We start from the raw sequence: 24,950 nt of genomic DNA on the forward strand, positions 1-24,950 counted from the left end.
GGCCCGGGTCCGAACGGCGCTGCGACGTGAGGGCATGACGAGAACGGCCGCCGCCGGCGGCCCGAAAGGCAGAACGTGAAGCTGACCATCATCGGGGGCGGCTCGACCTACACCCCCGAGATCGTCGACGGCCTGATACGCCTGCGAGACCGCCTGCCGGTGACGGAACTGGCGCTGCAGGACGTCTCTCAGGACCGGCTCGGCGTGCTCGCGGGGATGACCCGGCGGATGCTGTCCGCCGGCGGCCACCCCGCCGCCGTCACCACGCACACCGACCTCCGACCTGCGGTGGAGGGCGCCGACATCGTCCTGGTGCAGCTGCGCGTCGGCGGGCAGACCGCGCGCCTGCGCGACGAGACCCTGCCGCTGCGGTGCGACTGCCTGGGGCAGGAGACCACGGGCGCGGGCGGGCTGGCCAAGGCGCTGCGGACGGTGCCGGTGATGCTGGACATCGCCGCGAGGGTGAGGGCGGTCAACCCGACCGCCTGGCTCATCGACTTCACCAACCCGGTCGGCATCGTCACCCGCGCCCTGTTGCAGGCCGGACACCACCGCGTGGTCGGACTGTGCAGCGCGGCGGCGGTCTTCCAGCGGCACTTCGCCAAGGTGCTCGGCGTAACCCCCGACCGCATCACGCTCGACCACGTGGGTCTCAACCACCTGACGTGGGAGCGGCGGGTGCTGCTCGACGGCACCGACGTGCTGCCGCGCCTGCTCGCCGAGCACGCCGACCGGGTGGCTCCGGCCACGGGGCTTCCCGCCGGCCTCGTCCGCCGCCTGGGCACGGTGCCGTCGTACTACCTGCACTACTACTACAGCCACGACGAGGTCGTCGCACGGCAGCAGAAGGACGGCGTCCGCGCCCAGGAAGTCATGGAGATCGAGGACGAACTGCTGGCCCGGTACGCCGACGAGCAAGTGGCCACCAAGCCCGAGCTGCTGACCCGGCGCGGCGGTGCCTTCTACGCGGACGCCGCGCTGGACCTGATGGCCTCGCTGCAAGGCGGAGACGGCCGCACCCACGTCGTCAACCTGCGCAACGGCACGACGCTGCCGTTCCTGCCGGCCGACGCCGTCATCGAGGTGCCCGCGACGGTCGGCGAGAACGAGGCGGTGGCCCTGCCGGTGGAGCCGCTCGAGCCGCTGATCGCCGGGCTCGTCGCCCATGTCACCGCCTACGAGCACCTGGCACTGGACGCCGCCGTGCACGGCGGCCGCGACCGGGTGTTCCGCGCCCTGCTGGCCCACCCGCTGATCGCTCAGCACGACGTCGCCGACCGGCTGACCGACCTGATCCTCGCCGCCAACCGCGACCACCTGCCGTGGGCGGCGTGATGGCCCTCGTCCTCGCGGTCGACGGCGGCAACTCCAAGACCGACGTGGCGCTGCTGAACGAGGAAGGAGCCCTGCTGTCCTGGGTGCGCGGGCCGGGCAGCGCCCTCGGACCGCGGCAGAGCGCCGCCGTCGTCACCCAGTTGGCCACCGCGGCCGCGCACGACGCCGGACTGGATCCGGGCGAACTCGCCGGCGCGCACGCCGCCTGCTGCCTGGCCGGAGCCGATCTGCCCGTACAGGTCGAGGCCCTGCACACGGCCCTGACGGCCGAACGGGCCTGGGGCTCGGTGGAGGTGTGCAACGACGCCTGGGCACTGCTGCGCACCGGTGCCGAGCCGGGCGCTCGCGCGGTGGGCGTCGTCTGCGGGGCGGGACTGAAATGCGTCGCGCGTGCCGAGGACCAACGCTTCGAGTTCCCCGGGCTGGGCTGGCAGAGCGGTGACCTCAGCGGTGCGGGCGACCTCCTGGCCCGACAGGCGGTCCGGGCCGCGGCGCGGGACGAGGACGGCCGCGGCCCGGCCACCGCACTGCGGCAGGCGGTCTGCCGGCGTCTTGCCGTCACATCCGTCCGGGAGGTCGCCGAGCGGCTCCTGGCCCAGGAGCTGACGGAGCGCCAGTTGGGGGTGCTGGTCCCGGTGGTGCTCTGCCTGGCCGGCGACGGCGATCCGGTGGCCGTCACCCTCGTGGACGGCCTGGCCGTGGAGGTCGCCACCCTGGCGCGCAGCGCACGCAGGCGGTTCGCGCCGGCCCCGGCCGACTGGACCCTGGTCCTGGGAGGCGGGCTGTTCCGGGACCCCGACGGCCGGATGCTCGCCGCGCTCCGCGCGGCCGCGCCCGGCCTGGAGGAGGAGTTCCGGATCACCGTCCCGGACGCGCCCCCCGTGGCCGGCGCCGCGCTGCTCGGGCTGGACCGGGTGGCGGCGGGCGCGCCCGCGCAGACCGTGTGGCGCGCCTTCCGCGATGCCGAACCGCGGATGACCACACCGAAGGAGACGGCGCGTCGGGCCGGGGCGCGGAAGAGGCCGCACAGGGTCGCGGCGGAGGACGTGACACGATGAGCCTGCACACGGTGTTCCCCGACGCCGAAGCGCTCGGGGCGGCCCTGGCCGCCGAGATCGTCACCGGCATGGCCGACGCCGCGGCCCGAGGCCGCCGCTATCTGCTCGGCTGCCCCGGCGGTCGCAGCCTGATCGGGACGTACGAGGCCGTCGCCGGCCGGCTGCGCGCCGCACCCATGGACCTGGCACACGTCGTGATCGTGATGATGGACGACTACCTGGACGACGTGCCCGGACCGGTGCGCCGGGTGCCGGCAGACGCGCCGCACAGCTGCGAGCGCTTCGCCCGCCTGCGGATCGCCGAGCCGTGGAGCCGGGCCGTGGGCCCGGGGCGCGGCATCCGGGGCGAGCACGTGTGGGTTCCCGATCCCGGTGACCCGCCGCGCTACGACGAGCGGATCGCGGCTGCCGGCGGGATCGACCTGTTCCTGCTGGCCACCGGCGCCTCCGACGGCCATGTCGCGTTCAACCCGCCCGGTTGCGGCCTGGCCGAGGGCACCCGTGTGATCCGCCTCGCCGAGTCCACCCGCCGTGACAACCTGGTCACCTTCCCGCACCTGGCAACGCTGGATCAGGTGCCGCGCCGGGGCGTCAGCGTGGGACCGGCGACGATCGCCGGGCTGTCGAAGCGGGTACGGCTGGTGGCGACCGGGGCGGACAAGGCGAAGAGCGTCGCGCGCGTGCGGGCCGCCGGGCGGTGGGAGCCCGACTGGCCCGCGACGATCGTGCACGCCTCGCGGGAGGCGGAGATATGGACCGATCCGGCGGCGGCCGGCCGCCCGACAGCCGCCGAATCCCCGAGCCGCCCGCACCAGTTGGATTACTGATCACTTGCCGCTCGCTGGTTGACGGGCCTGATCGCTATGGGTACGTTCTCATGTGGGAACGATGCCACATCCGGTCAGCACTGGGTCACCACACAGGCACAACGACAACGGACGGAAGATCTGTGGCAGCGAAACACAACTCCGAAGCCGCGGAGGCCACCTCGGCGGTCCTGGGCCTGGACATCGGCGGCACCAAACTGGCGGCGGGAGTCGTCGGCGCCGACGGAACGGTCCACTCCTTCCTCGCCACGCCCACCCTGGTCCAGGAAGGCGTCCAGGCGGTCCTGGCCCGCCTGTTCGACCTCGGGCACAAGGCGGTGGACGAGTCCGGGCTCGCCCCGCAGCACATCGCCGCCGTCGGCATCGGCTGCGGCGGCCCGCTCGACCCGGAGGCGGGCGTGCTGCTGTGCCCCCCGCACCTGCCCGGCTGGATCGACGTACCGATCGCCCGGTTGACCGAGGACCGCTACGGGCGCCCGGCCGTCCTCGACAACGATGCCACCGCCGCCGCGGCGGGGGAGCACCGCTTCGGGGCCGGCCGCGGCACCCGCCACATGATCTACCTGACCGTCTCCACCGGAGTCGGCGGCGGCGTCGTCGTCGACGGCCGCACCTACCGGGGGGCCGCCGGCAACGGGGGAGAACTGGGGCACGTGACGGTCGACCGGAACGGCCGGTACTGCCGCGGCTGCGGACGCGCCGGCTGTCTGGAGGCCTACGTCTCCGGCACGTCCATCGCCGAACGGGCCCGCGAGGCGGTCGCCGAGGCCGAGGCCGCCGGCCGGCCGACCACGCTCTCGGCATGCTCACCCCTCACAGCGGAGGACGTCTCGCGGGAGGCCGCCGCGCAGGACGCCGTCGCCACACAGGTGTGGGTGGCCACCACCCAGGCCCTGGCCTGCGGAGTCACCTCCCTGGTGAACGTCTTCGAACCCGAGCTCGTCGTCCTCGGCGGAGGCGTCACGCGCGCCGGCGAGCAACTCCTGGCTCCCGTCCGCCGCATCGTGCGCGAACGGGCGATGGGTCCGGCCGCGCGTGCGGTGCGCATCGAAGAGGCCCACGGCGGCGACCGGGTCGGTGTCCTCGGCGCGGCAGCCGTGGCCTTCGAACGAGTCGCCACCACCCACGGACCGGAAGGAAACCGCCGCCATGGCTAAGGATCCCGGGCAGCAACTGACCGACCACGTCGAGCTGGCGCGCCGCGTCGAGCAACTCCTGCCGCAGCTGCTGGAGATCTCCCGGCGCCTGGTGGCCGTCTACGAGGCCGGCGGGCGCCTGTACACCTTCGGCAACGGCGGCAGCGCGGCCGACGCCCAGCACCTGGCCGCGGAGCTCGTCGGCCGCTACCTGCGCGAGCGCCGCCCGCTGCCCGCGCTCGCCCTGTCCGTCGACCCGTCCGTGACCACCTGCATCAGCAACGACTACGACTTCGACGACCTCTTCTCCCGGCAGATCGAGGCGTTCGCGAGCCCCGGTGACATGGTCCTGGCGTTCACCACCTCCGGCCGTTCGGAGAACGTGGTGCGCGGGCTGAAGACCGCCCGCGACCGCGGGGCCCTCACCGTCCTGTTCGGCGGCGGCGACGGAGGACCGGCCGCCGAACACGCCGACCTGGCGCTGCTGGTCCCCTCCACCACCACCGCCCGCACCCAGGAGATGCACCTGCTGCTCCTGCACCTGCTCAGCGAACAGATCGACGCCTGGGCCGCCGAGAAAACCCCCGCCTGACCCCGCTGCCCCCGTCCACCGCCCGCCCCCGAAACCGCCGCACGCCCCAGCAGAGGAACACCCATGCGACCCCGTCAGCGCACCATGCACATGGTCGGCAACGCACACATAGACCCCGTCTGGCTCTGGCAGTGGCCCGAGGGCTACCAGGAGGTGCGGGCCACGTTCCAGTCCGCCATCGACCGCATGGACGAGTACCCGGACTTCGTCTTCACCTGCGACTCGGTGCTGTACCTGAAGTGGGTCGAGGAGAGCGACCCCGAGCTGTTCGAGGCCATCCTCAAGCGGGTCGCCGAAGGACGCTGGAAGATCGTCGGCGGCTGGTGGATCGAACCCGACTGCAACATCCCCGGCGGCGAGTCCTTCGCACGCCAGGCCCTGTACGCGCAGCGCTACCTGCACGAGCGCTTCGGCATCGTGGCCACGGTGGGCTGCAACGTCGACCCGTTCGGACACAACGCCGCACTGCCGCAGCTGCTGCGCAAGAGCCGCATCGACTCCTACACGTTCCTGCGCCCGGGCCCCCACGAACTGCCGCTGCCCGGCCAGCACTTCTGGTGGGAGTCCGCCGACGGCTCACGCGTCCTGGCCTACCGCATCCCCCACGAGTACTGCACGCCCGGCTCGGACATCGGCAACCACATCGACAAGTCCCTGGCCGTGATGCCGCCGGACGAACCCGAGCTGATGATCTTCTACGGCGTCGGCAACCACGGCGGCGGCCCCACCAAGGCCAATCTCGACAGCATCCGCCGGCTCGACGAGCTCGGCGGGCTGCCCCGCCTGCCGCTCAGCCACCCCCAGGCCTTCTTCGACGCCGTCCGCGACCGCGACGACATACCCGTGCACGCCGGCGAGCTCCAGCACCACGGCGTGGGCTGCTACTCCGCGCACTCCGGTGTCAAGCGGTGGAACCGCCGCGCCGAGAACCTGCTGCAGCGGGCCGAGAAGTGGTCGGCCGTCGCCCGCGTCGTCGCCGGAGTCCCCTACCCGCGCGCCGAGTTGACCGAGGCCTGGCAGCTGGTGCTGTTCAACCAGTTCCACGACATCCTCGCCGGCACGTCCATCGCCCCGGCCTACGAGGACAGCCGCGACCAGTACGGCCACGCCTGCTCGATCGCCGCGACCGCCTTCAACCGCGCCGTCCAGTCGATCAGCCGACTCATCGACATCCCGGCCGAAGCGGACATGTACCCGCTGGTCGTCTTCAACCCGCACCCCTGGACGCTCAGCGAGGACGTCGAGTTGGAGTTCACCGGCTTCCCCGGCAACGCTCCCGCCCGCATGGTGGACGACGAGGGCACCGACGTGCCCGTGCAGCGCACCCGCTCGTACGCCACCATGGCCGGCAGCCGCCGACGCCTCGCGTTCCGCGCCGAGATCCCGCCGCTGGGCTACCGCGTCTACCGGCTGCTGCCCGGCGAGTCCGCACCCGGCACCGCCGTACGGGCCACGGACACCGTCCTGGAGAACGAGCACCTCCGGGTCGAGGTCGATCCGTCGACGGGCTGGCTGCGCCGCCTGTACGACAAGGACAACGACGCCGAGCTGCTGCCCGAGGCCCCCGGCCCGCACGCCGTCGTCGTGGACGACCCCTCCGACACCTGGGGCCACCGCATCGACGCCTACGACAAGGAGCTCGGCTCCTTCCGCTGCACCCGCGTGCGCCTCGTCGAGGACGGCCCCGTGCGCGCGGTGCTCCGGGTGGAGAGCACATACAACAACTCCACCCTGGCCGAGGAACTGGTCCTGTCCGCCGGCGCCCGCGCCCTGGAGGTGCGCACGGTCGTCGACTGGCACGAGCGACTGCGCCTGCTCAAGCTGCGCTTCCCGACCGCGATCGACACCGCGTCGGCGACCTTCGAGATCCCCTACGGCCACATCGAGCGCCCCGCCGACGGCGCCGAGGAGTCCGCACAGGCGTGGGTGGACGTCAGCGGCACGCTGCCCGACGGGCGCCGGGCCGGACTCTCCGTGCTCAACGACGGCAAGTACGGCCACGACGCGCGCGGCGGCACCATCGGCATGACCGCGCTGCGCAGCCCCGCCTACGCCTGGCACGAGCCGATGGGACTGGCCGAGGACGGCGTCTACGAATACCTCGACCAGGGCCGCCAGGAGTTCCGCTACCGCCTGGTGCCCCACGCCGGGGACTGGCGCGCCGCCGGGACGGTACGGCTGGCCGCCCAGCTCAACCAGCCCGCCTTCCCGCTGCTGGAGACCTACCACCCCGGCCCGCTGCCCAGCAGGAGCGGATACGTGGAGGTGGCGGCGGACTCGGTCGTCGTCAGCGTGGTCAAGGGGGACGAGGACGACAGCGACGCCCTCGTCGTCAGGGCCGTGGAGACGGCAGGGCAGCCGGTGCGCACGACGATCGACCTGCCGCTGCTCTCCCGTTCGATCGAGGCCGACTTCGGCCCGGCGGAGATCAAGACCTTCCGGGTGCCGCTCGACGCCGAACAGCCCGTCACCGAGACCGACTTGCTGGAATGGCCGCTGGACGAGCCCATCGCAACGGCCCCCGCTGCCGCCGGCCGGGAATCCGGCGGCGCCGGCGCGACGGCGGGGAAGGCCGCCGGATGACCGAGACAGTGCTGGACGACGCCGACGGCGCCTGGCAGCTGCGCGGCTTCGTCGGGGACGAATGGCAGTGGCACATCGGCCCCCACAAGCCGTTCACGACGGCCGGCTGGCTCCCGGCCCGCGTCCCCGGGAGCGTCCTGGACGACCTGCACCGCGCCGGCGAGGTCCCCGACCCGTACGTCGGCCGCAACAGCCTGCTGAGCGAGTGGGTACCCAACCGCAACTGGGCCTACCGCCGCACCTTCACGCTGCCCCCGCTGGAGCCGCACGAACGGGCGGTGCTCTGCTTCGACGGTGTCGACCACGAGGCCACCGTGCTCGTCGACGACACCGTCGTCGTCCGCCACGAAGGCATGTTCCGTCCCTTCGAGGCCGACGTCACCCACCTGGTCCGCGGCGGGGGAGAGCACCTGCTGGCCGTCGTCGTGCACCCCGCGCCTCAGAGCGAGCCGCAGGTCGGCCGCACCGACCGGGTCCGCGTGCACAAGGCGCGCATGGGCTACGGGTGGGACTTCTGCCCACCCATGGTCCACCAGGGCCTCTGGCGCGGTGTCCGGCTGGCGGTGAACGGGCCGGCGCGGCTGCGCGGCGTCACCGCGAGCGCCTCGCTCGCACCCGGACCCGAAGGGCTGCGCGAGGGCACCGTGCGCATCGAGGCCGACCTCGCCCTCGCCGAAGGGCAGCGCGCACCCGACGGCACCCGGCTGGCCGTACGGGTGCGCGAGCAGGACCGGGTCCTCGCCGAGACCGAACGCGACCTCACGGGCATGACCGAGGACACCGGCGCGCACATCGAACTGAGCGTGCCCCAGCCACGGCTGTGGTGGCCCAACGGCGCGGGCGAGCAACACCTCCACGCGGTGGAGGTCACCTTCACCTCCGGGCCGCACACCACCACCCGCCGGTTCCAGGTCGGCTTCCGGCGCGTCGAACTGGCCCCCAACGACGGTGCCCCGAAGGACGCGCTGCCCTACACCCTCACCGTCAACGGCCGCCGCCTGTACGCCAACGGCTGGAACTGGGTGCCCCTCGACGCCCAGTACGGCGTCCCGCGCCCGGCCAAGCTCGCCCACCTGCTGGACCTGGCCCGTGCCGCGCACGTCAACCTGCTGCGCGTATGGGGCGGGGGACTGCTGGAGACCGAGGAGTTCTACACCCTCTGCGACCGGCTGGGACTGATGGTCTGGCAGGAGTTCAGCATGTCCAGCTCCGGCATGGCCTCCACCCCGGCCTCGGACCCGGAGTTCGTCGACCTGATGGTGCGCGAGGCGCACGCCGTCGTACCGCCGCGCCGCCACCACCCCTCACTCGTGCTGTGGTGCGGAGGCAACGAACTGCAGGACGACAAGGGCAACCCCCTGGACGAGTCCGCCCCCGTGCTGCGCGCCCTTCGCGACGCGCTCGGCCGGCTCGACCCCGAGCGGGCCTGGCTGCCCAGCTCACCCTCCGGCGTGGAGTTCCTCAACCGGGCCGACAACATCGCCCGCAACCCGGACGGCCTGCACGACGTCCACGGACCCTGGGAACACCAGGGCCTCGCGGAGCACAACCACCTGTACGACTTCGGAACCTGCCTGCTGCACAGCGAGTTCGGCGTCGAGGGCATGGCCAACCGCCGCACCCTCGAACACCTTCTCCCCGACCAGGCGGACCGCTGGCCCGCCGGCCGCGAGAACCCGCTCTACGCCCACCTCGGCGCCTGGTGGAACAACGCCCCGCTGGTCCAGGACTCCTTCGGCGCACGCATCGACGACGTCGACACCATGCGACGCGCCAGCCAGCACCTTCAGTACGACGGGCTGCGCTACGCCCTGGAAGCCAACCGGCGCCGCGCCTTCAGAAGCAGCGGCACCCTTCCCTGGCAGTTCAACGAGCCCGTCCCCAACGCCTGGTGCACGGCGGCCGTCGACCACCGCGGCGATCCCAAGCCCGCCTACCACGGCGTGCGCCGCGCCTACGGCCCGCTGCACGTGTGCGCCGCCTTCACCGGACCCGCCTGGGGCGGGCAGGACACGGTGACGGCCGAGGTGTGGACGTGGGCGACCGCATCGCTGCCCACCGGCACGGCCGTGGCCCGGATCGTGGACGCCCACGGCACCGAGGCCGCCCGCCGCACCTGGCCGCTCACCCCGACGGCAGCCGGGGAGCCCGGCCGGCCGCTGCACCTGGGCACCCTCCGCGCCCCCCTCGAAGCCGTCTGCACCGACGTCTTCTTCCTCGACCTGGCCCTGTACGACGACGCCGGGACACCACTGGCCGGCAACCGCTACCTGTGCAGCCGCACCACCGACCTGGCCCCGCTGCTCGACCTGCCACCCGCACGCATCGAAGCCGTCGCCGAACCCCACCAGGGAAGCGACGACCGGGGCAGAATCCGGCTGCGGCATGTGGCCGGCCCCGCCGCGCCCGGCCTGCTCCTGGAAGACGCACGCCCCTACGACCGCCCCGGCTGGGTGGTGTTCGGCGACAACGTGATCGACCTGCTGCCCGGAGAGGAGACATCCGTGGACGTGGTGTGGCGCGAGGCGCCCCCCGACGACCGGGTCGTGCGCATATCGGGCTGGAACACGGGAGAACACCATGTCCGTTGACGTGACCTCCGGCCGAGCCGCCGCAGTGGAGCTGCGCACGCAGGCCGACGGCGGATGCGTCCGGCTTCCCCATCTCGTGGCCCTCCTGGACGCCAACGGCACCGCCGTGCCCGTACCCGCCCAGGAGAGCAGCGACACCGCCGACGGCTCCATGGTGCTGACCGGCGAGGCCGCAGGATTCCACGCCCGCGCCGTGCTCGCCCCGCCCGCCGGACCGGCCGGGCTGCGCGAGATGGCACTCACCCTCACGCGGACCGGCGAGCAGCCCGCCACCGCCGGCCTGCGCGTCGAGGTCCAGCTGGGAACCACCGACGACCCCGGCTGGCTGATACCGGGCCTGTTCTACGGCGAGAACCGGGTACCCGACTGCGACCGGGTCTTCCCCCGCTTCGAGGCCGGCGCCGACGACCCCGACGCCATGGTCAGCCACACCTGGGCCTTCCGCGCCGACCGCTGCGCCACCCCCGCCGTCTTCGCCCGCGACACCCACGGCGGGGCGGTGCTGGTGACCGGCGAACGCAGTGAACTCGGCCTGTCCGGCGTGGGCCTGTCCCTGGACCCGGACACCTCGCGCCCCGCCCTGCGCCTGCACTTCCCCTACCGCGAAGAGCCGGTCGTCTACTACGGCTCCGCGCAGCCACGGCCCGCCGAGGCCCCGCTGCACACCTGGCAACCGGGGGAGAGCCGCACCGTCACCTTCCGCATCGGCCTGCTCGACGCCGACCCGCACGCCTACGCTGCGGTGCTGCGCGAGGTGCACGAGCGCGACCGGCCCGAGCGCGGCCCGGCGGCCTGGGTGGGCCTGGGGGAGGCCGCCGACCTGGCCGCCTGGGGCCTGTACCGCTGGCACTACCGACCCGATCCGCCGGTGCTGCTGGAGACCGCCGCCTTCGACCGCGAGGCGCTGGGCGAACGCGGCGACCGGCAGGCCATGCACGTCGGCTGGGTCAGCGGAGTGCCGTACGCGTACGCCCTGCTGCGCCACGCCCGGCGCACCGGCCGAACCGACTACCGCAAGGCCGCGGAGGCGGTACTGGACCACATCGCCGGCCATCTGGCCCCCGCCGGCACCTTCTGGGGACAGTGGACGGCCACGCGCGGCTGGACCACCGGCTGGCACCCCGACCGCGACCGGCTGCACGCCCGCACCCTCGCCGAGGCCACCCTCTTCATGCTCCGCGCCCTCACCGAGGAGCGGCGGCACGGCAGCGACCACCCCGCCTGGGAACACGCGGTGCGCAGCAACCTGGCCGTCGCGCTCGCCGCGCAGGACGCCGACGGCCACCTCGGCTCCGCCTACCACCAGGCCACCGGCGCCGTCCTCTCCCGCGCCGGGGCCGCCGGGCTGACCTGGGTGCCGGCCCTGGTGGAGGCCGCCGAGGCGTTCGAACTGCCCGGCCACCTGGAGGCGGCCCGCCGCGCCGGGCGGTGCTACGCCCGTGACGTGCGCTCGGAGTTCTTGTGCGGGGCCCCCGAGGACGTCGACCTCGCCCCCACCTCCGAGGACGGCTACACCGCGGTCATGGCCTACACCGCGCTGCTGGAGGCCGACGGCACACCCGAATGGCTCGACCTGGCGCGCCGCAGCGCCGACTGGATGCTGACCTTCCGTTACACCTACGACGTGGAGTTCTCCCCGCGCACCCTGCTGGGCCGCTACGGTTTCCGCACCCGCGGCGGCGACCAGGCCTCCCCCTCCAACCAGCACCTGCACTCCTACGGCCTGGTGTGCCTGCCCGAGATGGCACGCCTGGCCCGGCGCACCGGCGACCGCTACTACCTGGAGTCCACCCGGGAGAACCTCGACTGCTTCCGGCAGTTCGTCGCCCGCGAGGACGGCGACTTCGACGCCTACCGCGGCATGGTCAGCGAGCGGTTCTACCAAACCTCCTGCTTTCAGGCGAAAGGCATGCTGCTCACCCTCTCGCACGCCTGGTGCGCCGGACTGCTGCTGTACGCGGCCGAGGCGGCCCTGGAACTGCCCGAGCTCACCGACCGGCCGGAAGACGGGCCGACACCATGAGCGGCAGGCGGCGCACCCCGGTGCTGGCCGGAGTGGATGTCGGCACCACGCACTGCAAGGCCGTGCTGTGCACGCCGGACGGCACCGTCCTCGCCCAGGCCCAGCGCCGCACGCCCGTCGACGCCTCGGGCCACTCCCACGACGCGGACCGGCTGGTCGGCGCCGCCCTGGAGGCGCTCGCCGCCTGCACGGCCGCCGCCGGACACGGCCCCGACGCCGTCGGGATCACCGGCATGGCCGAGACCGGCGCACCCCTGGACGCCGGCGGCACCCCGCTGCTGCCCGCGCTGTCCTGGTCGGATCCACGGCCGGCCGCCCACGCCGAGCGCCTGCGCCGCGAGCACGGCGCCGCCGAACTGCACGAGGCCACCGGCGTGCTGCCCAGCCCCAAGGTGCCGCTGGCCAAGTGGCTGTGGCTGAGCGAGGAACACCCCGAAGCGCTGCGCCGCATGCGGACCTGGGCCGGCGCGGCGGACCTGGTGGCCCACGCCCTCACCGGGGCCGTCGGCACCCACGCCACGTTCGCCCAGCGCACCATGGCCTGGGATGTGCACACCGGCGTCTGGCGCTCCGACCTGCTCGCTCTCGCCGGCCTGGACGCCGACCGGATGCCGACGGTGCACCCCCCAGGGACGCCGGTCGGCCGTATCGGCACCGCCACCGCCGGCGCCCTGGGCATGACGGCGGGCGTGCCCGTCGTCGTCGCCGGGCACGACCACCTGGTCGGAGCCTGGGCGGCGGGCGTACGGACGGCCGGGGAGGCGGCCGACTCGATGGGCACCGCCGAAGCCGTCGTGACGTTGGCCGACACCGCGCCGGACGCACGAGCCACCGGCCGCCAGGGCATGTCCTACGGTCGGCACGTGGACGGCGTCCGCTGGTGCACGGTCGCCGGCATGTCGAGCTCCGGAGCCCTGGTGGAATGGTTCTGCGACCGGCTGCTGGGCCTTGGCCACGCCTCGCCCGAGGAGCGCTACCGGCGCTTCGCCGCGCTCGTCGAACAGGCGGGACAGGAACCGACCGGAGTGTGCGCCGAACCGTATCTCCACGGCCGCTCCGCCCCGCACCCGGACCTCGCCCGCCGGCTGACTCTGCACGGCCTTCAGCCCCGCCACGGGCTGCCCGAGGTGGCCAAGGCGCTCCTCGAGGGCGCCTCGTACCAAGCCCGCTGGATGGCCGAAGTGCAAGGGGAACTGGCCGGTGGACCACCGCACACCCTCACCCTGCTCGGCGGCTCCGTACGCCAGCGGACGTGGACGGCGATCAAGGCCGCCGTCTCACCGTGGCGCACCCTGATGTGCGACACGCCCGATGCCGCATGCCTGGGCGCCGCCGCCTGGGCGGGTGCCGCCCTCGGCCTCGACCCCGCCGCGCCGGCGGCCGCCCGCCGCCCGGTGGACGCTCCTCGCGAAGCAGCCGACGCCTACCGACGTGCCTACCAGAGCGTGTTCCTGCCCACCGTCACCGCCCCTGCCACCACATCCGGCACGGGCCCGGCGCCCGGCACGGGCCGCTGATCCCCCTCGAACCGCATCCGCACCTCTGCCCCCTGGCCACCACCTCATGGAGTACTCACCGTGACCATCGTCCAGCCCGTCCCACCGCTGGCCTCGGGATCGCTCGCCCCGGCCGCCCTCGCCCGGCCGTCCGGCACCTTCGCCATGATCGCCATGGACCAGCGCGAGTCACTGCGCGCCATGATGAGCCGGCACATAGCCGACGGCCACGTGAGCGACGAGGCCATGGTGGCCTTCAAACTGTCCGTCGCCCGCGAACTCACCCCGCTGGCCTCCGCGTTCCTCATCGACCGCGAATACGGCTACGACCGGGTCGTGGCCGACCGGCTGCTCCCCGCCGACTGCGCCCTCGTCCTCGCCGCGGACGCACTCGACCAGCCCGGCGGCGTCGTCGCCGATACCGACCTGGACGAGCAGGTCGACCCGGGACAGGCCCGCGCCGACGGAGCCGCCGCCCTCAAACTGCTCATCGTCTGGCGGCGGGACGCACGCCGCGAGCAGCGCGTCGAACTGGCCGCCCGGTTCATCGCCCGCTGCCGCGAGGCAGGCCTGGCCTCCGTGCTGGAGCCCGTGACCCGCCCCACGCCCGAGGAGGAGGCGGCAGGCACCTTCGACCTGAACGCCGCCATCGTCGAGGCGGCCGCCGAACTCGCCCCGCTGGGACCGTCGCTGTACAAGTGCCAGGTGCCCGACCGCGGCATCGGGTCGATCTCCCACCTCGCACGGCAGGCCGAACGCATCGACGCCGTGGTCGACTGCCCCTGGGTGGTGCTCTCCCAGGGCGTCGACCCGCAAGCGTTCCCGCAGGCCGTGGAAGCCGTCTGCCGGGCCGGGGCCTCCGGCTTCCTGGCCGGCAGAGCCCTGTGGACCGACGCCCTGGCCGGCCCCGACCCGCTGCCCGTGCTGCGCGGCGCCTCCGCGACCCGGCTGCGCGAACTCGCCGACATCGTCGACCGGTGCGGCCGCCCCTGGCAGCAGGCGCGGGCCGCCACGGCGCCGGGAGGCGCGGCATGACCACCACCCACCGGCCCAGGGTGTGCGTGCTGCACACCGTCACCACCCTGCCGGCCGTCTTCGCCGCCCTCCTGCCGCAGGAAGCCCCCGGCGTCGACGCCTACCACGTGGTGGACGAAAGCCTGCTCGCCGACACCGTCGCCCACGGCATGCTGCCCCGCACGGTGCGCCGCCTGACCGCCTACGCCGCGCTCGCCGAGGAAGCGGGCGCGAGCGCCGTCCTGGTGACCTGCTCCTCCATCGGCGGCGCCGCCGAACTCGTCCGCCCGCACGTGAACATCCCCGTCCTGCGCGTGGACGAGCCCATGGCCCGGCAGTCCGTGCACACCGGTCGCCGCATCGGCGTCCTGGCCACCCTGCCCTCCACCCTCGGCCCCACCGAGGACCTGATCCGGCGCACAGCCGCCCAGGAGGGCGCCGACGTCGAACTGATCACCTCCATATGCCCCGGCGCGTACGAAGCACGCAGCGCGGGCGACGCGGCGGAGCACGACCGGCTGATCGCCGCCGAGGCGGAACGGCTCGCCGCCCGCACCGACGTCCTGGTCCTCGCGCAGGCCTCCATGGCACAGGCGGTCGGCAGCCTGCCCGCCGACCGCCTCACCGTCCCCGTGCTCACCTCCCCGCGGACAGGCGCCGCCCAACTCGCCGCCCTGCCCGGCGCGCAGGCGGGAGACCGGTGAGCGGGCACCGCGGCCACCCCGTGTGGGGGTGCATCGCCGACGACTTCACCGGCGGCACCGACATCGCCGCCGCCCTGGTCGCCGCCGGTTTCCGTACCACCCTCACCGTCGGCGTACCCGAGCGGCCCCTCCCGCACGAGCGCGACGCCGACGCCGTCGTGGTGGCCCTGAAATCCCGCACCGCGCCCAGGCAGGAGGCCGTCGCCGCCTCCCTCGCCGCTCTGCGCCACCTGACCGCTCTCGGCTGCGAGCGCTACTGGTTCAAGTACTGCTCCACCTTCGACTCCACCGCCCAGGGCAACATCGGGCCGGTCACCGAGGCCCTGCTGGACGCCCTCGGAGAACGGTGCACCGTGCTGTGCCCGGCCTACCCGGACAACGGGCGCACCGTCTACCAGGGCCACCTGTTCGTCGGCGACACGCTGCTGTCGGAGTCGGCCATGCGGCACCACCCGCTCACCCCGATGACCGACTCCGACCTGCGCCGCATCCTCGCCGCCCAGAGCACCCAGCCGGTCGGGCTGCTGCCGCACGCCGTGCTGCGCGCCCCCGAAGGAGCCGCCCGCGCCCATCTGGACCGGCTGACGGCACAGGGCATACGCATGGTCATCGCCGACACCACCGGCAACGAGGACCTGCCCGTCATCGAACGCGCCACCCGCCACCTGCGCCTGGTCACCGGAGGGTCCGGCCTGGCCCATGCTCTTCCCCCGCCCCGGGCAGCCGGAAAGCGGGCCCCGGCCGACCGCATCGAGATCGCCCCCGGCCCCGCGGCCGTCCTCGCCGGCAGCGTCTCCGCGGCCACCCTCGACCAGACGGCGCATGCGCGCCGCCGCCTGCCGCACCGCAAACTCGCGGTAGAGGACCTGCGCGCGGACCCGGCAGCCACCGTCGCCAGGACACTGGCCTGGGCCCGCGACCACCTCGACCCGGCCGTGCCCGTCCTGCTGCACAGCGCCGACGACCGCGCCGACGTCGAGCAGGCCCAGCGGGCCCTGGGCGCCACCGAGGCCGCCGCCCTCGTCGAACACGCACTGGCGCACTGCGCCCGCGGACTGCTCGACGCCGGTGTACGGCGGCTCATCGTCGCCGGCGGGGAGACCTCCGGCGCCGTCGTCTCCGCCCTCGGCCTGCGCAGCCTCCAGATCGGCCCCGCCGCCGCCCCCGGCGTTCCCTGGACCGTGGCCACCTACGCGGGCCACACCGTCAACCTGGCGCTGAAATCAGGAAACTTCGGCGCCCCGGACTTCTTCACCACCGCCCAGGAGGCCCTGAAGTGAACGACCCGCGCCGTGCCGTCACCGAGGCCGGCCGCCGCCTGCACGCGCTGGGCCTGAGCCCCGGCGCCTCGGGCAACATCAGCGTGCGCACCCCCGACGGCATCCTGGTCACCCCCACCGGCCGCGGACTGGACGAACTGACCCCGGAAGAACTGGCCGCACTGGACGCCGACGGGGCACACACCGCCGGACCGCCGCCCACCAAGGAGGTGCCCCTGCACCTGGCCCTGTACGCCCGTGACCCGTCGGCGCGGGCGGTCGTCCACCTGCACTCCACCCACGCCGTCGCCGTCTCCTGCCTGGAACCCGACGACCCCGACAGCTGCCTCCCGCCGCTCACCGCCTACTTCCTGATGCGCGCGGGCCGCACTCCGCTGATCCCCTACGCGGCCCCCGGCGACCCGGCCCTCGCCGCCCACGTCCAAGCAGTCCCCTTCCCCTTCCGCGCGGCACTGCTGGCCAACCACGGACTCGTCGTCACCGGAACCGACGTGGAGCAGGCGGTCTGGTCGGCGATCGAAGTGGAGGAGACCGCACGCCTGCACCTGCTGCTGCACGGCCGCCGAACGCGCCCCCTGAACCCGGCGCAGATCACCGACCTCGCCACGCGGCACAGCGTGCACTGGCCCGCCCGCCCTCAGGAAGACGAGGCCGCATGAAAAGCTCCCCTCCCCCCGCCTCCCGGCCTGCCGCACACAGCGCCGGACGCGAACCCTGGTGGCGGCACGCCGTCATCTACCAGATCTACGTCCGCAGTTTCGCCGACTTTGACGCGGACGGCGTCGGCGACCTGCCCGGCGCCACGTCCAGGCTCGCGCACATCGCCGACCTGGGGGCCGACGCCGTGTGGCTGACACCCTTCTACCGCTCCCCGATGGCCGACGGCGGCTACGACATCGCCGACCACCGCGACGTGGACCCGGCCCTGGGCACCCTGTCCGACGCGGAAGAACTCCTCACCCAGGCCCACCGGCTCGGCCTGCGCGTCATCGTGGACATCGTCCCCAACCACACCTCCGACCGGCACCCGTGGTTCCGTGAGGCACTGGCCTCGCCCCCCGGCTCCGCGGCACGCGCCCGCTACATCTTCCGCGACGGCAAGGGACCCGACGGCTCCCTGCCGCCGAGCGACTGGCAGTCCGTCTTCGGCGGCAGCGCCTGGCAGCGCACCCCAGACGGCCAGTGGTACCTGCACCTGTTCGCCCCCGAACAGCCCGACCTCGACTGGAGCCATCCCGAGGTCCGGGCCGACTTCGAGTCCACCCTGCGTTTCTGGCTCGACCGCGGCGTCGACGGCTTCCGCATCGACGTCGCCCACGGCATGGCCAAGGACCTCACCGAGCCCCTGCGCGACCTCGGCCCCGACCAGGTGCACCACGGCATCGTGGGCGCCGGCGCCCACGGCGACCACCCCCTGTGGGACCGCGAGGAGGTCCACGACATCCTGCGCGGCTGGCGCACTCTGCTCGACACCTACGAACCGCCACGCGCAGCCGTGGCCGAGTCCTGGGCAGAGGGCCCCCGCCGGACCCTCTACACCCGGCCCGACGAACTCCACCAGGCGTTCAACTTCGACTTCCTCCAGGCCCCATGGGAGGCGTCCGCACTGCACCGGGTCATCGACACCTCCCTCACCGCCGCCCACGCCGTGGGCGCGTCGCCGACCTGGGTGCTCTCCAACCACGACGTCGTCCGCCACCCCTCCCGGCTGGCCCTGCCCCCCGGCACGGACCCGAACGCCTGGCTGCTCAGCGACGGCACGCAACCCCCGCTGGACCCCACGACCGTGCAGCGCAGGGCCCGCGCCGCGGCCCTTCTCCTGCTGGCACTTCCCGGCGCCGCCTACCTCTACCAAGGGGAGGAACTGGGCCTGCCCGAAGTCGCCGACCTGCCCGACAACGTCCTCAAGGACCCGGTACGGGTGCGCTCACGGCGGGCCAGAAAGGGAAGGGACGGCTGCCGCGTGCCCATCCCGTGGCAGCGGTCCGGGCCCTCGCTGGGCTTCGGCTCCGCGCCGCCGTGGCTGCCGCAGCCCGCGGACTGGTCTCAGCGGTCGGTGGCCGCGCAGAACGACGACCCCGATTCGGTGCTCAGCCTCTACCGGGCCGCCCTGCGCCTGCGCCGACGCCACGGCGGCGACGGCGACCTGACCTGGCTGGAGCCGCACCCCACGGCAGCGGTCCTCGCCTTCCAGCGGGACACCGGCCTGGTGTGCGCCCTCAACCTGGGCAGCGAGTCCGTACCCCTGCCCGCGGGCGATGTCGTCCTGGCCAGCGGCCCCCTGGAGAAGGACCCATCAGGCCGGCAGACGCTTCCGGCCGACACGGCCGTCTGGCTCCTTGTCGGCTCCTGCCATTGAGCCGGTTGACCTTGACACCGTGACAAGGTCTTCACTGCTGCCCATGGAGGTGGTCCCGATGACCATGACGCAGCAGGACACAGATGCGATGCGAGCGCTCAACGGCCTGGACGACGACCGTGCGCCGGTGCGCCTGCGGGCCGCTCTGGCGGCCGGCACGGCGCCCGAGGCGCGCTTCGTCGGCAAGCTCCTCGAGCGCTGCGCGATCGAACCCGAGTTCTTCGTCCGCGACATGCTGACCTGGGCCCTCACCCGCCACCCCGTGCCCCTGACACTGCCCGCGCTGCTGCGCGAACTGCGCTCGGAGCGGGCGCAGGCGCGCAGCCAGGCACTGCACACCCTGTCCAAGATCCGGGACCGGCAGGCGTGGCCGGCGATCACCGAGGCACTGCTGTGCGACGCGGACGACGAAGTGGCCAGGAGCGCCTGGCGGGCGGCCGTCATACTCGTGCCCGAGGACGACAAGCCCGCCCTGGGCACACTGCTCGCCACCCAGCTCGGGCGCGGCGAGCACGACACACAACTGAGCCTCAGCCAGGCCCTGGTCGCCCTGGGCGACGCGGCGGCGCCCGCCCTGCACGCCGCGACGACGGACCATGACCCGCGCGTGCGGACACACGCACTGGCCACCCAGCGGCTGCGGCGCGACCCGGACACCGGATTCCGGCCGGCCGTCGAGGAGGCCAAGCGGTTCATGGCCCTCACCGGGTCCCCGATCACGGACCATGACAACCGTGCTGATCGGTGAGGTGGCCAAGCGGTCCGGAGTCAGTGCCCGCATGCTCCGGCACTACGAATCCCTCGGCCTGGTACGGCCCTCGGGGCGCAGCGGATCCGGATACCGGGAGTACTCGCCGAAGGACATCCGGCGGATCTTCCAGATCGAGAGCCTGCGGTCACTGGGCCTGTCACTGCGGGAGATCGGGCGGGCGCTCGACGACCCCGGCTTCACGCCCTCGGCGCTCGTCGACGACCTCATCCGCCAGACCCGCGACCGCATCGCCGCCGAGACGGAGCTGCTCACCCGGCTGCGCCGGATCGAGGCCGCGGACCCCGCCGACTGGGAGGACGTCCTGCACGTCGTCGCGCTGCTGCAGGCACTGGGGTCCCAGCGCGCCGACGCCCGCCAGCGCGCCGCCCTCGCCTCGGCCGACCGGGCCCCGGTGCCGGTGGAGGCCCTGGTGGAGGCGGCCCTGAACGAGACCGATCCGAACGTGGCCGGCGCCCTGCGCTGGGCGCTGGCCCGGGCGGGCGACGAGAGTGTCGCACTGCTGGCCGAGGGCCTGGACTCACCGGTGGCCGCGGTGCGCCACCGTGCCGTGCGGTCCCTCGCCGTGATGTCCTCCGCCGAGGCCACCGACCACCTGCGCGGCTTGCTCACGGACCCCGACGCCAGGGTGCGGGGGAGCGCGGCCCTGGCGCTCGGGGAACGGGGAGCACCCGAGGCGGTCCCGGCACTCGTCGAGATGATCGTGGCGGGCATCAACGACACCGACGCGGCCGACACACTGAGCGAGCTGGCGACCGACACCGCGACGGCCGAGCGGATCGCCACCCTGCTCGTCGACCGCCTCACCCACGACACCACCCAGGCCCCGGCACGCGGCCGCCTCACCCAGGCACTGGCCGGCGTCCCGGGAAGGACGGCCACCCAAGCCCTCCACGAGCTGACCCAGGACGACGACCGAGCCGTCGCACTGACCGCCATCTATCTGCTCCGATTCCGCGACACCCGGTAACGGCCCGGCGCAGGCTCACAGGATGCTGTGATCACTCCTCTTGGACAGCGCCCAGACGTAGTACCACTTGTCCTCCCGCAGCGGCCGCGTACTGTTCTCCCCTCTGGTCTGCAGCAGTCCCCACAGGCCAGGGGTTGCGCCGCCGGCCACTCCGACGACCCATTGGAGAGCCGGACCGTACACCGCCACCAGTGTGGCCGACACGCTCGCCACCACAGCTCCGGTCGCGGCCACCGCCCGCCGCGCTTTGACTCTCTTCATCTCGGATCGGACGGACCGCACCTGGTCCCTGATGTCCAGGCCGATCTTCACCAGCTCACGGTCCATTTGGGTGTCGTTCAGAGCGTCGTCGATGTCCAGGAACCGAAGCCGCAGAAAGTCACGGAACGCCGCGTAGGAAGCCAACTCCTCGACGGTGATCCGGCTGAAGTCCGCGAGGCCGACGCCATCGAGGAACGGCAGGTCCATCCGGCATATCGGTCGCACCAGCCGGCCCTTGACCGGCTCGGCACCGGAGGCGTCGACGACCCGGCCGTCCCGGACCAGATAGTCCACCGCCTCGACCGGCTGGGGCGTTTCCGGCTGCCCTCGTGGGATGGTCGCGTAGTTCGGCAGATACCAGGCAAGGCCCGCTCTGAGAAGCGGCTCGGACTCCAGGATCCACCGGCCCAGCGCATCGAGGTCGGGGCAGTTCATCCCGTACCGCAGGGAGAAGGGGTCGGTCACGGTGGAGGACATGGCGGCGCTGGCCATGTCGAAGGGGATCGCGTAGGTGGCGTAGTGGCCGAGCTCATGAAACGGGGACTGCCGGCGATGCGACAGAAGCAAGGTGTCGGATATGAGCGTGGCGCGTTTCGTGAACTCCGTCAGACCGGTCTCCTCGACGGACAGGCCCACGTAGAAGCGGGACCGCGAGAGCTTCTTCTCATCGACCAGAGTGTGGGCCCCCGGATCCCACAGATACCGCCCGTACTGTGTGGCCACCGCCTTCGGGTCGTCGAGGTCGGACGGCACCTGCTGGAAGAAGCGACGCATGTGCCTCGCGACCAGCTTGTTCTGCGTCACCTGGGAGCGAAAGGGCATGCGGCATGCTCCGCCCGGCGCGCAACCGCGTCAAGAAGCAGTCTGGGCACCTACCGTAGGAGCCCGGCACAGGCATCACAGGCACGGCCTTTCGAGGCTCGGTACGCGGGACTTCGGAACGGCAAAGGGGGCTCGTGCGGGCGGGACCTGCCATCCCGCCCGCGCGAGCCGAAGCAACCCGTAAGGGCCGGTCGGGCAGGTGCTAGTTGAGCTCGTCCGGGTGGGGGCCGGTGCGCAGGCCGCGGTCGAGGCCGGCGAGGGCGGCCATCTCGTCGTCGGTGAGGGTGAAGTCGAAGACGTCGAGGTTCTCGCGGATCCGCGCGGGCGTCACCGACTTGGGGATGACGATGGTGCCGAGCTGCAGGTGCCAGCGCAGGACGACCTGCGCGGGCGACTTGCCGTGCCGTGCGGCGAGGGTGGTGATCGCCTCGTCCTTCAGGACGGCACCCTGGGCGAGCGGGCTCCAGGCCTCGGTGGCGATGCCCAGCTCGGCGTGCACGGCGCGCAGTTCGCTCTGCTGCAGGCCGGGGTGCAGCTCGACCTGGTTGACGGCCGGGACGAGCCCGGCGCCGTCGATCAGCCGCTGAAGGTGGCCGGCCTGGAAGTTGGAGACGCCCGCGGTGCGCACCCGGCCCTCGGCGACCAGCTTCTCGATGGCCTTCCACGACTCCCGGTACAGGTCACGGGCCGGGGTGGGCCAGTGGATGAGGTACATGTCGACGTAGTCCAGGCCCAGCTTGGCCAGGCTGGCGTCGAAGGCGCGGAGTGTGGCGTCGTAGCCCTGGTCGGCGTTCCACAGCTTGGTGGTGACGAACAGGTCCTCACGGGGCAGTCCGGAGGCGGCCAGCGCCCGGCCGACGCCGGTCTCGTTGCCGTAGATCGCGGCGGTGTCGATGCTGCGGTAGCCGGCTTCCAGGGCGCTGGTGACGGCGGCGGTGGTCGCCTCGTCGGGGACCTGGAAGACGCCGAAGCCGAGCTGGGGGATGTCCATGCCGTTGTTGAGCTTCACAGTGGGGATGGTGGTCATGGGTTCCTGTCTCGTTCAGCTGGTGCGGTCGGTGAGGGTGTAGCGGACGGTCTGGGCGCTGATGAGGCCGTCGCGGAAGACGAAGGTGTCGACGCCGTCGGTGACCTGGTGGGTGGCGGTGGTGACGGTCCACTGCAGGAACAGGACGTTCCCGGCGAAGTGCGGGGTCAGCTGCCAGTCGGCGTCGGGGAGGTCGGCCGGCAGACGGCCGATGCCCTCCTTCACGCCCCGACGTCCCCGCAGGACGCCTTCGGGGGTGAGGAAGACGGCGTCCTCGATGTAGTTCTGGCTGATCAGGTCGAGATCGCCGGTGCCCAGGCGGGTGCCGTGGTCGGCGAAGACCTCTTGCGGGGTGCGGGGCATCAGGACAGCTCCCCTGGTGCGGTGGTGAGGAGGACCTCCGCGTCCTGTGCGGTCAGCGGGGCGGTGGCGGTGGGCAGGCTCATGTCGGTTGGTGGTTCTTTCCCACGGAGGGGCGTACGGGTCGGGTTCGGCGGTGCGGCCCGGTCAGTGCCGCACGGCCGCCGGGGCGTGCTCGCCCGCCACGGGGTGGGCGACGACGTGGCTCGCGGCGCGGGTGCGGCGGTCGAGGCGGGCGGCGAGGAGGGCGAGCAGCAGGGCCGTGCCGGACAGCAGGGCGCCCACCCAGTTGGGGGAGGTGTAGCCCAGGCCTGCGGCGATGACGATGCCGCCGAGCCAGGCGGCCAGCGCGTTGCCGAGGTTGAAGGCGCCGATGTTGGCGGCGGAGGCCAGGGTCGGGGCGGCCGACGCCTGGTCGAGCACCCACTTCTGCAGGGGCGGCACGGTGGCGAAGCCGAGAGCGCCGATCAGCGAGAGGGTGATCGCGGCGAGCACCTTGTTGTGGGCGGTCGCGGTGAACAGCAGCAGGGCCGCGGACAGGGCCGCCAGGGCGGTGAAGAGCATGGGCATCAGGGCACGGTCGGCGAAGGTGCCGCCGAGCAGGTTGCCCAGGAACATGCCGACGCCGAACAGGACGAGCAGCCAGGTCACGGCGCCCTCGGTGTAGCCGGCGACCTCGGTCATCATCGGGGTGATGTAGGTGATCGCGGCGAACACGCCGCCGTAGCCCAGGACCGTCATCGCCATGGCCAGCCACACCTGCACGTTCTTGAACGCCGCGAACTCGTTGCGCACGTTCGTGGCCTTCGGCCTGCCCGTCTCGGGCACCAGCTTGGCGACGCCCAGGAAGCCGACGATGCCGAGTGCGGCGACGACGGCGAAGGTGACGCGCCAGCCGGCGGCCTGCCCGATGGAGGTGCCGCCGGGGACGCCGACGATGTTGGCCACGGTCAGGCCCATGAACATCAAGGAGATGGCCGAGGCCTTCTTCTCGGGAGCCACCAGCTCGGCGGCGACCACGGAACCGATGCCGAAGAACGCGCCGTGTGCGAGGGAGGCGACGACCCGGCCGATGAGCATGACGCCGAAGCTGGGGGCGAAGGCCGACAGGGCGTTGCCGACGACGAACAGTGCCATCAGGAACATCAGCATCTTCTTGCGGGACACCTTGGTGCCCAGCACGGTCAGGAGCGGCGCGCCGACGACGACGCCGAGGGCGTAGCCGGAGACCAGCCAGCCGGCGGTCGGGATGGTGACACCGAAGTCGTCTGCGACCTGGGGCAGCACGCCCATGATCACGAATTCGGTGGTGCCGATCCCGAAGGCCCCGATGGCCAGTGCCAGGAGCGCGAGAGGCATGGGAGGTACCTTCCAGGTGTTTGCACAGGGCGCTTACGTCATAGGACAATAGTTGCAGACGCTGGCTAAAGGCAAGCGCGGTATGAGGTGGACCGGATTTTGCCGTCATGTGCAACTATTGAGGGGACGGCCGATGAAGGAGGCCCCGATGACCGCTGCCGCTCCCGCGCTCACCGCCCTGGCTCAGGGCTGGTGTGCGCTGTCCCTGCTGCACGACAGGATCGAGTCCCGTCTGGAGCACGCTCTGCAGGCCGGTCACGGGCTGAGTGTGCGCGAGTACTCCCTGCTCGACGTGCTCAGCCGCCAGCACGACGGCGAGGGCGGTCACCTGCAGATGAAGCAGGTCGCCGACGCCGTCGTACTCAGCCAGAGCGCCACCACCCG

At 72.9% G+C, this 24,950-nt stretch carries 20 protein-coding genes and 1 pseudogene; 17 read left to right on the plus strand and 4 right to left on the minus strand.

What is annotated here, in order from left to right; genetic code table 11:
• Nucleotides 1-75: 75 nt before the first annotated feature.
• The 16 genes from ACWDUZ_RS34925 (at nt 76) to ACWDUZ_RS35000 (ending at nt 20,737) form a co-directional block, all read left to right on the plus strand.
• Nucleotides 76-1,335 (plus strand): 6-phospho-beta-glucosidase, encoded by a 1,260-nt coding sequence (locus tag ACWDUZ_RS34925; RefSeq protein ID WP_451635847.1) that lies wholly within the window; start codon nt 76-78, stop codon nt 1,333-1,335.
• Nucleotides 1,335-2,393 carry an N-acetylglucosamine kinase gene (locus ACWDUZ_RS34930; protein ID WP_451635864.1) on the plus strand — a complete coding sequence of 353 codons (1,059 nt, stop codon included), beginning with the start codon at nt 1,335-1,337 and terminating at the stop codon, nt 2,391-2,393. Before ACWDUZ_RS34925 ends, ACWDUZ_RS34930 begins: the two co-directional genes overlap by 1 nt.
• The gene (locus ACWDUZ_RS34935) at nt 2,390-3,220 is read left to right on the plus strand and encodes a 6-phosphogluconolactonase (RefSeq protein ID WP_451635848.1); all 831 of its coding nucleotides are present in this window, start codon (nt 2,390-2,392) and stop codon (nt 3,218-3,220) included. The genes ACWDUZ_RS34930 and ACWDUZ_RS34935 overlap by 4 nt, the downstream gene beginning before the upstream one ends.
• Nucleotides 3,221-3,342: 122 nt before the next feature.
• On the plus strand, nt 3,343-4,377 hold the full coding sequence (locus tag ACWDUZ_RS34940; RefSeq protein ID WP_451635849.1) for an ROK family protein: 1,035 nt from the start codon (nt 3,343-3,345) through the stop codon (nt 4,375-4,377).
• The gene (locus tag ACWDUZ_RS34945; protein WP_451635850.1) at nt 4,370-4,948 is read left to right on the plus strand and encodes a D-sedoheptulose-7-phosphate isomerase; all 579 of its coding nucleotides are present in this window, start codon (nt 4,370-4,372) and stop codon (nt 4,946-4,948) included. The genes ACWDUZ_RS34940 and ACWDUZ_RS34945 overlap by 8 nt, the downstream gene beginning before the upstream one ends.
• 63 nt (nt 4,949-5,011) lie before the next feature.
• Nucleotides 5,012-7,531 carry an alpha-mannosidase gene (locus ACWDUZ_RS34950; protein ID WP_451635851.1) on the plus strand — a complete coding sequence of 840 codons (2,520 nt, stop codon included), beginning with the start codon at nt 5,012-5,014 and terminating at the stop codon, nt 7,529-7,531.
• Nucleotides 7,528-10,122 carry a glycoside hydrolase family 2 protein gene (locus ACWDUZ_RS34955; protein ID WP_451635852.1) on the plus strand — a complete coding sequence of 865 codons (2,595 nt, stop codon included), beginning with the start codon at nt 7,528-7,530 and terminating at the stop codon, nt 10,120-10,122. Before ACWDUZ_RS34950 ends, ACWDUZ_RS34955 begins: the two co-directional genes overlap by 4 nt.
• Nucleotides 10,112-12,145: a hypothetical protein gene (locus ACWDUZ_RS34960; RefSeq protein WP_451635853.1), complete on the plus strand. Its 2,034-nt coding sequence runs from the start codon at nt 10,112-10,114 to the stop codon at nt 12,143-12,145. The genes ACWDUZ_RS34955 and ACWDUZ_RS34960 overlap by 11 nt, the downstream gene beginning before the upstream one ends.
• A complete protein-coding gene (locus tag ACWDUZ_RS34965; RefSeq protein ID WP_451635854.1) occupies nt 12,142-13,662 on the plus strand; it encodes an FGGY-family carbohydrate kinase in 1,521 nt (506 codons plus the stop codon). Before ACWDUZ_RS34960 ends, ACWDUZ_RS34965 begins: the two co-directional genes overlap by 4 nt.
• A gap of 60 nt (nt 13,663-13,722) precedes the next feature.
• Nucleotides 13,723-14,676 carry a hypothetical protein gene (locus ACWDUZ_RS34970; RefSeq protein ID WP_451635855.1) on the plus strand — a complete coding sequence of 318 codons (954 nt, stop codon included), beginning with the start codon at nt 13,723-13,725 and terminating at the stop codon, nt 14,674-14,676.
• Nucleotides 14,673-15,359 (plus strand): aspartate/glutamate racemase family protein, encoded by a 687-nt coding sequence (locus tag ACWDUZ_RS34975; RefSeq protein WP_451635856.1) that lies wholly within the window; start codon nt 14,673-14,675, stop codon nt 15,357-15,359. The genes ACWDUZ_RS34970 and ACWDUZ_RS34975 overlap by 4 nt, the downstream gene beginning before the upstream one ends.
• Nucleotides 15,356-16,639, plus strand: a complete 1,284-nt coding sequence (gene otnK / locus ACWDUZ_RS34980; protein WP_451635857.1) for a 3-oxo-tetronate kinase — start codon at nt 15,356-15,358, stop codon at nt 16,637-16,639. Before ACWDUZ_RS34975 ends, otnK begins: the two co-directional genes overlap by 4 nt.
• On the plus strand, nt 16,636-17,298 hold the full coding sequence (locus ACWDUZ_RS34985) for a class II aldolase/adducin family protein (RefSeq protein ID WP_451635858.1): 663 nt from the start codon (nt 16,636-16,638) through the stop codon (nt 17,296-17,298). The genes otnK and ACWDUZ_RS34985 overlap by 4 nt, the downstream gene beginning before the upstream one ends.
• Nucleotides 17,295-18,998, plus strand: coding sequence for a glycoside hydrolase family 13 protein (locus ACWDUZ_RS34990; RefSeq protein ID WP_451635859.1), 1,704 nt, complete (start codon nt 17,295-17,297; stop codon nt 18,996-18,998). The genes ACWDUZ_RS34985 and ACWDUZ_RS34990 overlap by 4 nt, the downstream gene beginning before the upstream one ends.
• A 58-nt stretch (nt 18,999-19,056) precedes the next feature.
• A complete protein-coding gene (locus ACWDUZ_RS34995; protein WP_451635865.1) occupies nt 19,057-19,746 on the plus strand; it encodes a HEAT repeat domain-containing protein in 690 nt (229 codons plus the stop codon).
• Nucleotides 19,733-20,737, plus strand: coding sequence for a HEAT repeat domain-containing protein (locus ACWDUZ_RS35000; protein ID WP_451635866.1), 1,005 nt, complete (start codon nt 19,733-19,735; stop codon nt 20,735-20,737). The genes ACWDUZ_RS34995 and ACWDUZ_RS35000 overlap by 14 nt, the downstream gene beginning before the upstream one ends.
• Before the next feature lie 15 nt (nt 20,738-20,752).
• Here the strand turns inward: ACWDUZ_RS35000 and ACWDUZ_RS35005 are convergent, their stop codons facing one another.
• From ACWDUZ_RS35005 to ACWDUZ_RS35020, 4 genes are all read right to left on the minus strand, one after another.
• Complete coding sequence (locus ACWDUZ_RS35005; protein ID WP_451635860.1) at nt 20,753-21,820, minus strand: hypothetical protein; 1,068 nt, start codon at nt 21,818-21,820, stop codon at nt 20,753-20,755.
• A 202-nt stretch (nt 21,821-22,022) separates the two neighbouring features.
• Complete coding sequence (locus tag ACWDUZ_RS35010) at nt 22,023-22,847, minus strand: aldo/keto reductase (protein WP_451635861.1); 825 nt, start codon at nt 22,845-22,847, stop codon at nt 22,023-22,025.
• 15 nt (nt 22,848-22,862) lie between these two features.
• On the minus strand, nt 22,863-23,210 hold the full coding sequence (locus tag ACWDUZ_RS35015) for a nuclear transport factor 2 family protein (RefSeq protein WP_451635862.1): 348 nt from the start codon (nt 23,208-23,210) through the stop codon (nt 22,863-22,865).
• A gap of 144 nt (nt 23,211-23,354) precedes the next feature.
• Nucleotides 23,355-24,566, minus strand: coding sequence for an MFS transporter (locus ACWDUZ_RS35020; protein ID WP_451635863.1), 1,212 nt, complete (start codon nt 24,564-24,566; stop codon nt 23,355-23,357).
• Nucleotides 24,567-24,714: 148 nt separating this feature from the next.
• On the opposite strand from ACWDUZ_RS35020, the pseudogene ACWDUZ_RS35025 reads away from it, so the two are divergent.
• A pseudogene (locus ACWDUZ_RS35025) lies at nt 24,715-24,950 on the plus strand (MarR family transcriptional regulator); the annotation flags it as partial.

The organism is Streptomyces sp. NPDC003393 (assembly GCF_053589015.1).